At 65.1% G+C, this 9542-nt stretch carries 10 protein-coding genes; all 10 read left to right on the top strand.

The genetic code is table 11. The annotated features are described in order from the left end of the window. Nucleotides 1–150: 150 nt before the first annotated feature. The 10 genes from B4N44_RS09875 (at nucleotide 151) to rodA (ending at nucleotide 9502) form a co-directional block, all read left to right on the top strand. Complete coding sequence (locus B4N44_RS09875) at nucleotides 151–408, top strand: hypothetical protein (RefSeq protein WP_043105786.1); 258 nt, start codon at nucleotides 151–153, stop codon at nucleotides 406–408. 320 nt (nucleotides 409–728) lie between these two features. Then, entirely contained in the window at nucleotides 729–1637 is a 909-nt protein-coding gene (locus B4N44_RS09870) for a LysR family transcriptional regulator (RefSeq protein ID WP_296700086.1), read from the top strand. A gap of 308 nt (nucleotides 1638–1945) precedes the next feature. Next, a complete protein-coding gene (locus tag B4N44_RS09865) occupies nucleotides 1946–2272 on the top strand; it encodes a DUF2007 domain-containing protein (protein ID WP_296700083.1) in 327 nt (108 codons plus the stop codon). Between the two features lie 44 nt (nucleotides 2273–2316). Then, nucleotides 2317–3423, top strand: coding sequence for an A/G-specific adenine glycosylase (mutY, locus tag B4N44_RS09860; protein ID WP_296700095.1), 1107 nt, complete (start codon nucleotides 2317–2319; stop codon nucleotides 3421–3423). Beyond that, a complete protein-coding gene (locus B4N44_RS09855; protein WP_296700080.1) occupies nucleotides 3420–3692 on the top strand; it encodes an oxidative damage protection protein in 273 nt (90 codons plus the stop codon). Before mutY ends, B4N44_RS09855 begins: the two co-directional genes overlap by 4 nt. A gap of 195 nt (nucleotides 3693–3887) precedes the next feature. After that, nucleotides 3888–4922 (top strand): rod shape-determining protein, encoded by a 1035-nt coding sequence (locus B4N44_RS09850; RefSeq protein WP_296700077.1) that lies wholly within the window; start codon nucleotides 3888–3890, stop codon nucleotides 4920–4922. Next, nucleotides 4849–5829, top strand: a complete 981-nt coding sequence (mreC, locus tag B4N44_RS09845) for a rod shape-determining protein MreC (protein WP_349681079.1) — start codon at nucleotides 4849–4851, stop codon at nucleotides 5827–5829. The genes B4N44_RS09850 and mreC overlap by 74 nt, the downstream gene beginning before the upstream one ends. Then, nucleotides 5826–6314 (top strand): rod shape-determining protein MreD, encoded by a 489-nt coding sequence (gene mreD, locus B4N44_RS09840; protein ID WP_296700074.1) that lies wholly within the window; start codon nucleotides 5826–5828, stop codon nucleotides 6312–6314. Before mreC ends, mreD begins: the two co-directional genes overlap by 4 nt. Nucleotides 6315–6510: 196 nt before the next feature. Continuing rightward, the gene (gene mrdA / locus B4N44_RS09835; protein ID WP_296700072.1) at nucleotides 6511–8376 is read left to right on the top strand and encodes a penicillin-binding protein 2; all 1866 of its coding nucleotides are present in this window, start codon (nucleotides 6511–6513) and stop codon (nucleotides 8374–8376) included. After that, nucleotides 8366–9502 carry a rod shape-determining protein RodA gene (rodA, locus tag B4N44_RS09830; RefSeq protein ID WP_296700069.1) on the top strand — a complete coding sequence of 379 codons (1137 nt, stop codon included), beginning with the start codon at nucleotides 8366–8368 and terminating at the stop codon, nucleotides 9500–9502. Before mrdA ends, rodA begins: the two co-directional genes overlap by 11 nt. Nucleotides 9503–9542 lie beyond the last annotated feature (40 nt).

The raw sequence follows: 9542 nt of genomic DNA, 5'->3' as shown, positions 1-9542 counted from the left end.
CGCCATCCGGCCTTCAGTCGCCGGCACGAGGCGGCGTCTGAAAGCCGGGTTATTCCATTGGTGTTGCCATATCACACAAAACCACGGACAATCAATAATAATTCTCATTAGCATCTGTGTCTGAATGGAGTGAAGCCGATCAAGCCCGACGTGGCGAACCTGTCCGTCACCACCCACGGCAGCGTGTCCTGGACGACGAACGCATGGGCGACGAGCAGCTCGCGCAGCGGCTGCAGGCCTCCGCGCCGCGTCACCCGCAGCCCGAGGACTTCATCCGCGGCGACCGCCTGGTGGATCTACGAGCGCGTCGCCCAGGGGATGGCGGCTACGCAGAAGTCTGGGGTGTTGGAGCTGAGCTTCGTGACCGACCAGGCCATGACCGGGGTGAGCCGAAAGACACCCCCATGAAACTGCATCGGCACGCCCGCCCTGACGCCGGCGTGTCGTCGTCGGCTGCACCGATCGCGGACACCAGCCCGCGTGCGCGCCTGCGCGCGTGCCCGGCACACTGGCTGATTTACCAGCGTTGCGGACGCAGCACACTGACCATCAGCATTCCATGCCCGGGCTGTGTGCGCCGGCCTGTTCCGCGCGTGTCGGCGACGGGACTGTTCCAGACAGGCATGAGTGCTTCGAAGCGATGCCATCGAAGGAGGTGCTGACGGGATGCGGATCGAGATGCTGGCGTCCGAGAGGCCGAACCAGAAGAAGACAAACAGGAGGTGGCCTTGGATTTCAGATTGCTGCGTTACTTCGTCGCAGTTGCGGAAGAACTGCATCTGGCCCGTGCAGCCGAGCGTCTGGGCATCGAGCAATCGCCTGTGTCGCGTGCGATGCGCGACCTGGAAAGCCAGCTTGGCGTGCAGCTGTTCGACCGCAGCACACGCCTGACGCGGCTGACCTGGGCCGGCCAGGTGTTCCTCGGCGAATGCCGGCGCGTGCTGGCCACCGTGGAGCAGGCAGTCAAGAGCGCCAAGGCGGCGGCGCAGGGCTACCAGGGCCACCTGCGCATCGCCATCTGCGACAGCCTGGCGCAGCCCCGCATCGCAACCTTACTGGCACGCAGCCGCGAGGACGAGCCCGAGCTGGAGATTCGCGTCTTCGAGCTGCCGTTCGCGCAGCAACTCAAGATGCTGCACAACGATCTTCTGGACATCGGCTTTGGCTTGTCAAACGCGGTGCATGATGGCCTCGTCGCCGAGCCGGTGTGGACCGATCCGCTGTCGGTGATCGTGCCCGCACGCCACCCCTTGCTGGCACACGTGCAGGTGCCGCTGGCCGAAGCCTTGAAGTTCCCGCTGGTTCTGTGCCATCCCGAATCGGGATCGGGCTGCCGCCATCAGATTCAAGCGCTGCTGCAGGATGCAGGCACGCCCCTCAAGCTGGTCGATGAAGTGACCAGCCTGGGCGTGATGCTGACCCTGGTCGGCGCGGGCTACGGCATCGGTTTCGCCATCGCCTCGCAGGTGCAGACGCTACAGCGCCCGGACATCTCCATTCGTCCCCTGGCCGGCACCCCACCGATGCTCTCTACCTACCTGCTGCGCCGCCATGGCGACCCCTCCGAGCCCATGAAGCGGTTCATCGAGCGGGTGAAAGACGAGGCCGCACCGGTCGATGAAGAGCCAGTCCTTTGAGGACGGCAGCTCGCCTGTCCGTTGCGACCTGTGGCGTGGTGTGCCAGTAGACAGATAGACTTCCGAATGAAATCCGATGCTCTGGCTGTTGATGGATGTGCTTGGCTCGCTTTGGATCACCCGCAACGGCCTGCGTTGACCAGGCCGAAGACTTGAGTCCACAATCGAGTCTATTCCGTGACGCTTGGATCGGAAAAAACGTTCGTAATAAACGAGTTAGCGACCGGGTGCTGTTCCCATCACCCGCTCCATATTCCCCCGCTCCGCACCACGCTGCCGTGACCTCGACGGCGTTTCGGTAGGCACCCATGCAACGCCTCTACCAGGCCCGAGATCGCATCGAGGCCCAACTCCTGTTGGATTTTTTGGATCGGCATCTCGTCGCGACCGTCATCCTGGGCGACTTTCTCTCGGGTGCCGCGGGCGGTCTTCCTGCCGACATCGGTCCCACGCTCTGGGTCGTGGAAGACGACGACCTCGAACGTGGACGCGAGCTGCTCGGCCGCTTTCAGGCCGATGCGCGGCGCCCGAGCAACACTGTCACTTGGCACTGCAGCGCTTGCGGGGAATCGGTGGACGGCGATTTCGACCTCTGCTGGAACTGCGGACAGCCGCGCGCCGAGACCGGATCGTGACGTCGGCAAGCCCGTCTCTGCGCACCGAGGAAGGGGTCGAGACCATGACCTCAGACACCTCGGAGTGGTTCGGCGCGGCCGTGCTCGCCTGGTGCGATCGGCACGGGCGCAAGGATCTGCCCTGGCAACGCGACCCGACGCCGTACCGGGTCTGGGTCTCGGAGATCATGCTGCAGCAGACGCAGGTCGCGGTCGTGATCCCCTATTTCGAGCGTTTCGTCGCGCAGTTCCCGACGGTGACGGACCTTGCCGAGGCCTCGGAGGATCGTCTGATGGCCCTCTGGTCCGGGCTCGGCTACTACGCCCGTGCCCGCAATCTCCACCGCGCGGCGTGCCTGATCCGGGATCTGCACGGCGGCGTATTCCCGGCGACGCTCGAGCCCTTGCTTGCACTGCCCGGCATCGGCCGTTCCACGGCCGGTGCGGTGCTCTCCCTCGCCTTGGACCAACCCCATCCGATCCTCGACGGCAACGTGAAGCGGGTGCTGGCACGTGCCTTCGGCGTCGAGGGTTGGCCCGGACAAAGCGCTGTCCTCGAGCGGCTCTGGACGCTGGCCGAACGACTCACGCCGGCCCGCCGGGTCGGCGCCTACAACCAGGGCATGATGGATCTGGGCGCCACGCTCTGCACCCGCCGTGCCCCGGCCTGCCAGCATTGTCCGCTGTCCGAGCAATGCGTGGCGCGTCGCTCTGGCCGTCAGGCCGAACTCCCGACACCCCGCCCGCGCCGAAGCACGCCGGAGCGCGAGACCCTGATGCTGCTCCTCGTCGATCCGGCCGGCGATATCCTGCTGGAGCGTCGGCCCAAGAGCGGGATTTGGGGCGGACTCTGGAGCCTGCCCGAGGTCGCGCCGGGCGCCGATCCGGGTCACTGGTGTCTTGCAAACCTCGGCCTTCTGCCCGCGCGGGTTGAAATGATCGGGGCACGCCGTCACACCTTCTCCCACTTCAGCCTGGATATCCGCATCGCACTTGTGCAGCTCGACGCCATACCCGCTCGCGTTTCCGACGACGCGGATCGCCGCTGGCTGAACCGGGCCGATCTCGCCGCTCTCGGCACACCCGCGCCTGTGAAAGGCATCCTGGACCACTTTCAAGCCGGCCGAGCGCAACCGCCCGTTCGTGCGCAACCACACGGAGACGTCTCATGACCCACATGGTTCACTGCGTCAAGCTCGGCCGCGAGGCCGAGGGCCTGGATCGGGCGCCCTATCCGGGCGAGCTCGGCAAGCGAATCCACGAAAACGTGTCCAAGCAGGCCTGGCAGGACTGGCTTCGTCACCAGACCATGCTGATCAACGAGAATCGCCTGAGCCCGATGGACCCCAAGTCGCGCAAGTTTCTCGAAGAGCAGATGGACAAATACTTTTTCGGCGAAGGCGCGGAGATGCCCGAGGGTTACGTCCCGCCGAAACGCTAGCGGAGCGGTCTTGTCATCCCGGCCAAACGCGCAGCGTGTCGCCGGGATGCACGGCGTGAACACCCGCCTTGCCGATCCCCCCTTGCGTTGTTAGATTAGCTCGCCGTTTTCCGATGGATTTCCCGAAGGATCCTCGTCCAGGATGCCCGCGGGAGAGCCGGCGATCTCCTCTTTCTCCCGCAAGGTACGCACCCGATGTTCTTCAGAAGTCTGCGTGGAATCTTCTCGAACGATCTTTCGATCGACTTGGGTACGGCCAATACGCTCATCTTTGCGCGTGACCAGGGGATCGTCCTCAACGAGCCTTCGGTGGTCGCGATCCGTCACGAGCGCAAAGGCGGGGGCAAGACGGTGGTCGCCGTCGGCGAGGAGGCCAAACTGATGCTCGGTCGCACGCCGCAGAGCATCACGGCGATTCGCCCGCTCAAGGACGGCGTGATCGCCGANNAGAAGATGCTCCAGTACTTTATTCAAAAGGTGCACGCGTCGCGCCTCATACGCCCCAGTCCGCGCGTGCTCATCTGCGTACCCTGCGGCTCGACCCAGGTCGAGCGTCGCGCCATCAAGGAGTCCGCGGCCGGGGCCGGGGCGCGCGAGGTCTTTTTGATCGAAGAGCCCATGTCGGCGGCGATCGGCGCCGGGCTCGCGGTCCACGAGCCGCGCGGCTGCATGGTGATCGACATCGGCGGGGGCACCTCCGAGGTGGCGATCATCTCGCTCAACGGTGTCGTCTATTCGGCGTCGATCCGGGTCGGCGGCGACACCTTCGACGACGCCATCATCAATTACGTGCGGCGCAACTACGGCACGCTCATCGGCGAGGCGACGGCCGAGCGGATCAAGCACAGCATCGGCTCGGCCTTCCCGGGCAACGAGGTGCTGGAGATCGAGGTGCGCGGGCGCAACCTCGCCGAGGGCATCCCGCGCAGCTTCACGCTCAACAGCAACGAGATCCTTGAAGCCCTGCAGGAGCCTCTCGCTGCAATCGTCGGCTCGGTGAAGATGGCCCTGGAGCAGACACCGCCCGAGCTGGGCTCGGACGTGGCCGAGCGCGGCATCGTGCTGACCGGCGGCGGTTCCTTGTTGCGCGATTTCGACCGCTTAATCGAGGAGGAGACAGGTCTGCCGGTGGTCGTGGCCGAGGATCCGCTGACCTGTGTGGCGCGTGGCGGCGGCAAGGCGCTGGAGATGCTCGACGCACGGGGGATCGACCTCTTTACGACCGAGTGATCCCATCAAACCGCTCTTCCTTCGCGGACCCTCGCCCGCCCTCCGGGTGATCCTGGCGGTGGTGTGCGCGCTGAGCCTGATCATCGCCGACCACCGGTTCGACCACCTCGACCGCGTGCGCTCGCTGCTGTCCGTCTTGGCCTATCCGCTGCATTTAGCCGTGAACGTCCCGTCCGCACTCATCCGCTCCGCGCAGGAGCAGCTCACGGACGCGGCGCAGTTGCGGACGATGAACACGGCGCTCAGTCGCGAAAACCTGCTTCTGAAGGCCCGCTTGCAGCAATTCGAGTCGCTCGAGGCCGAGAACATGCGCCTGCGCGACCTGCTCGGCTCCTCCTTCAACATCGGCGAGCGTGTACTGATTGCGGAGATCCTCGCCGTGGATCTCACGCCTTCGCGCCAGCAGGTGATGGTGAACAAGGGGACCAGCTCAGGCGTCTTCGTCGGGCAGCCGGTATTGGATGCCAATGCCGTCATGGGGCAGGTGATCCGAGCCAACCCCTTTTCGTCCGTCGTCCTGCTGATCACCGATTCGGATCATTCGCTCCCGGTGGAGGTCAATCGCAACGGTCTGCGCAGCATCGCCGCCGGGTCCGGCATCGGGCAGGGGCTCGAGCTGCTCTACATCCCCAAGAACGCCGACATTCGAGAGGGTGATCTGCTGGTCACATCCGGGATGGGCGAGCGCTTTCCGCCGGGCTATCCGGTCGCGCGGGTCACCACGGTGCGTCAGGATCCGGATAATCCATTCACCACCGTGCTGGCCGAGCCGACCGCCCGGCTCGACCGCAGCCGGGAGGTCCTGTTGGTCTGGACCCTCGATCCGCAGATGCGCCAGCAGGCGCTCACCGAGGCCGGGTCGGGCGCAGGGCCGAGCGCCGAGACCGATGAAGGCACTGCGCGATGACCGACGCCCCGCCGCGCGGCGGCTGGTTGATCCTCGCCAGTCTCGTGATCGCCCTGTTTCTTGCGATCCTGCCCATGCCGGTCGGGATCGATGCCTTCAGGCCACCCTGGGTCGCCCTCGTGACGCTCTACTGGTGCCTGGCCGTGCCCGAGCGCTTCGGCGTCTTTTCGGCCTTCGCCGCGGGCTTGGCCTTGGATGTCGCCTCGGGATCCTTGTTCGGACAGCACGCGCTGGGCCTCTCGCTCGTTGCCTATGCCGTGGTCGAGCTGCACCGACGGATCCGCCTCTTCCCCTTGTGGCAGCAGGCGCTCTTCGTGTGGGTGTTGCTGCTGGTGGAGCGACTGCTCAACCTCTGGGTCCTGGCGGCGACCGGCCAGCCGATGCCCTCTCTGATCTACTGGGTGCCGACCCTGCTCGGTCTGCTGCTCTGGCCCTGGCTCTTGGTGATCCTCAACGACCTCGGTCGTCGCACCGGTTTGGTCTAGACTAGGCCGCGTTCGACATGACATGCACCCGTCTCGTCTCGGCCCTACCGTCATCGCACCAGCACCCGTTGCAGCACACGCGGTCTAGAATCTTGAATTTCATAACCTTAAGCCGCGCCGACTCCAAGGCTCGCCGAACCCGCAAAGTCACGGACCACCTCCCGACATCGACGGCTTCACCAACGAGCGCGGTTTAATGCTCGAAGCGAATCTGGAAGACCGCAAACGCGAGGGACGCTTGGTGTCGATCCGGGCGCTGATCGCAGGCCTGCTGGCGATTGCCGCGTTGTCGCTCGTCGTGGTGCGCCTGATGCATCTGCAGGTCGACCAGCACGACCATTTCACGGTGCTGTCGCGCGACAATCGGGTCAAGGTGCAACCCCTACCGCCGGCACGCGGACTCATCTACGACGCCAAGGGCGTTCTGCTCGCCGACAACCACCCGTCATTCTCGTTGGAGATCACGATCGAGAAGGTCGGCGATCTGGAGGCCACGATCGAGGGACTGTCTCGGTTGATCCGGATCGAGCCGCAGGATCGCAACCGCTTCGAGCGTCAAAAGCGACAGCGAATGCGCTTCCAGGGCGTGCCGATCCGGCTGAATCTCACCCAGACCGAGGTCGCGCGATTCGCGGTGAACGGGCACCGCTTCCCCGGTGTGGACATCCGCGCGGAGCTGGTGCGCACCTATCCGCTCGGCGAGCACACTGCCCATGTGCTCGGCTATGTCGGGCGGATCAACGAGCAGGAGCTCGCCCGGATCGACAAGAGCAACTATGCGGGAAGCCAGTTCATCGGCAAGGGAGGTCTCGAGAAGGCCCACGAGGCGCTGCTGCATGGCCAGGTCGGCTACCAGCAGGTAGAGGTCAACGCCCGCGGCCGGGTGATCCGTACACTCGAGAGCCAACCGCCGGTGTCGGGGAAGGATCTCCATCTCTACCTGGACATCGGCCTGCAGCAGGTGGCGAAGGAGGCGCTCGGCGAGGAGCGCGGGGCCGTGGTCGCCATTGATCCGCGCAACGGCGGCGTCTTGGCCCTGGTGAGCAACCCGAGCTTCGACCCCAATCTGTTCGTGGAAGGGATCAGCCAGACCGATTATCAGGCCCTGCTGAGCTCGCCGGACAAGCCATTGTTCAACCGAGCGGTGCGCGGACAGTATCCGCCGGGCTCGACGATCAAGCAGTTCGTCGCACTCGCCGGGCTTGCCTCGGGGGTGACGACCTCGCGACGTGCCACCTATTGCTCGGGCGCATTCAGTCTGCCCGGGCATTCCCATCGATTTCGCTGCTGGCGCCGCGGCGGTCATGGCGCCTTGAACCTCGAGCAGGCATTGGTGCAATCCTGCGACGTTTATTTCTACGATCTTGCCAACCGAATGGGAATCGACCGACTCTCGGGCTTTCTCTCGGACTTCGGCTTCGGCGCCTTGACCGGGATCGATGTCGCCGGAGAGCTCGGCGGGCTCATGCCGACGCGCGAATGGAAACAACGGGTCCGCAAACAGGCCTGGTATCCGGGCGAGACCCTCATCGTGGGGATCGGCCAGGGCTCCTTCCTGGCAACACCGCTGCAACTGGCGGTCGCCACGGCAGCGGTCGCCAATCACGGCAAGGTGATTCGTCCGCAGGTGGCGCGGGCGGCACAGGCTCCCGGCGCGTCCGCGGCCGAGCAGCTGCCGATGGTCTCGCACAGCATCGAGCTGGGCGACAAACAGCAATGGGACCAGATCGTCAACGCCATGGCCAAGGTCGTGGAATCGGGCACCGCCCGGCGCATCCGCAGCACCGAGTACCGCATCGCCGGCAAGACCGGGACCTCGCAGGTCTTCAGCCTCGGCCAGAACCAGCGCTACAGTGCAGCAACGCTCCCCAAGCATCTGCATGACCACGCCTTGTTCGTTGCCTTCGCGCCGGTCGATGATCCGCGTATCGCGATCACGGTCATCGTCGAGCACGGCGGCGGGGGCGGCGCCACCGCCGCGCCCGTCGCGCGCCGCATCATGGATGCCTACCTGGGCGGTGCGACCGTCCAGACCGATGTCGGAGCCGAGCGTGGCGACTAGATCGAGCAGCTATTTTCCGGATGACACCCTGTATCCAGGGCACCGCGGTCTGTGGCAGAGGATTCACCTGGATGCCCCCCTGCTGGTGGCCCTGCTGGCGCTGTGCGGTTTCGGCCTGATGGTGCTCTTCAGCGCAAGCGATCAGGATCCCGCCGCGCTCGAGCGCCAGTTGATTCGGCTGGGGATCGCCTTCGCCCTGATGATCGCGGTCGCACAGATCCCCCCGGCGCGGCTGCGCAGCTGGTCGCCTCTGCTCTACGGGGTCGGGGTGGTGATGCTGATTGCGGTGCTTCTGTTCGGAGATATCGGCAAGGGTGCACAGCGCTGGCTGGATTTCGGCGTCGTTCGCTTTCAGCCCTCGGAGCTTCTGAAACTCGCGGTGCCCATGATGCTCGCCTGGCTGCTCAGCGCCCGTGCCTTGCCGCCGAAACTCCTGTGGGTGGTCCTCTCGGCGTTACTGACCCTGATCCCGGTTGTGCTGATCGCCAAGCAACCGGATCTGGGAACCTCGCTGTTGGTCGCCAGCGCGGGCGTGATGGTGCTCTTTATGGCCGGCATGGGGTGGGGCATGATCCTCGCGCTCGCGGCCGTCGTCGCCGCCATGACCCCGCTCGTCTGGATCGGTCTGCACGACTATCAGCGCGATCGCGTTCTGACCTTCCTGAATCCGGAGTCCGACCCCCTCGGGTCCGGCTATCACATCATCCAGTCCAAGATTGCGATCGGCTCGGGCGGGATCGACGGCAAGGGCTGGTTGAACGGCACCCAGTCGCACCTGGAGTTCCTGCCCGAGCGCAATACCGACTTTATTTTTGCAGTCATCGGCGAGGAATTCGGGTTTACCGGGATCCTGGCGCTGCTCGCCCTTTATCTCTTCATCATCCTGCGCGGTCTGGTCATCGCCGCGCGAGCACAGGATCGCTTCGGGCGTCTGTTGGCCGGCGCTCTGACCCTGGTGTTTTTCGTCTATGTCTTCGTCAACACCGGGATGGTCACCGGCTTGCTGCCGGTCGTCGGTGTTCCGCTACCCTTGATCAGCTACGGCGGCACCTCGATGGTGACCCTGATGGCCGGATTCGGCATCATCATGGGGGTACATACCCATCGTCTACGCTCGCGCGGGTGATGCGTGCGATGACCTGGAACGTCTCGGACGCGGCCCGGCG

It is taken from the genome of Thiocapsa sp. UBA6158, assembly GCF_002423035.1.
GTDB lineage: Bacteria > Pseudomonadota > Gammaproteobacteria > Chromatiales > Chromatiaceae > Thiocapsa.
The sequence above is the reverse complement of the archived record's forward strand: the minus strand, read 5'-3'. Positions and strand labels throughout refer to the sequence as shown.